1 pseudogene is annotated in these 400 nt (G+C 52.0%); it reads right to left on the bottom strand.

The window, feature by feature from the left end:
- Positions 1-400, bottom strand: a pseudogene (locus tag KYG_RS18745) (spermidine synthase); the annotation flags it as partial.

Here is a 400-nt window from a genome sequence, read left to right as displayed (position 1 = left end):
ACCGGACGTAGGATCGGTGCAGTCGGAGATAATGACATCAAAGGTCTGGCTGGTTTGATTTACGAAATTGACGCCATCGTCGATCACCAGCTTAAAGCGCGGATCGTCGTAGCTACCGGCGTTATGGTTGGGTAGATACTGACGGCAGAACGATACGACACCCGCATCGATTTCCACCATCGTGATTGACTCAACGTTTTTATGTCGGGTTACTTCACGCAGCATGGCACCGTCGCCGCCGCCGATAATCAGCACATGTTTCGCGTGACCATGGGCCAGTAGCGGAACATGGGTCATCATCTCATGATAGATAAACTCGTCGCGCTCGGTGGTTTGTACTACGCCATCCAGCGCCATTACGCGACCAAATGCAGCGTTCTCAAAAATGATCAGATCCTGG

Source organism: Acidovorax sp. NO-1 (assembly GCF_000238595.1).
In the GTDB taxonomy this organism is placed as follows: Bacteria; Pseudomonadota; Gammaproteobacteria; order Burkholderiales; family Burkholderiaceae_C; genus Acidovorax.
The sequence above is the reverse complement of the archived record's forward strand: the minus strand, read 5'-3'. Positions and strand labels throughout refer to the sequence as shown.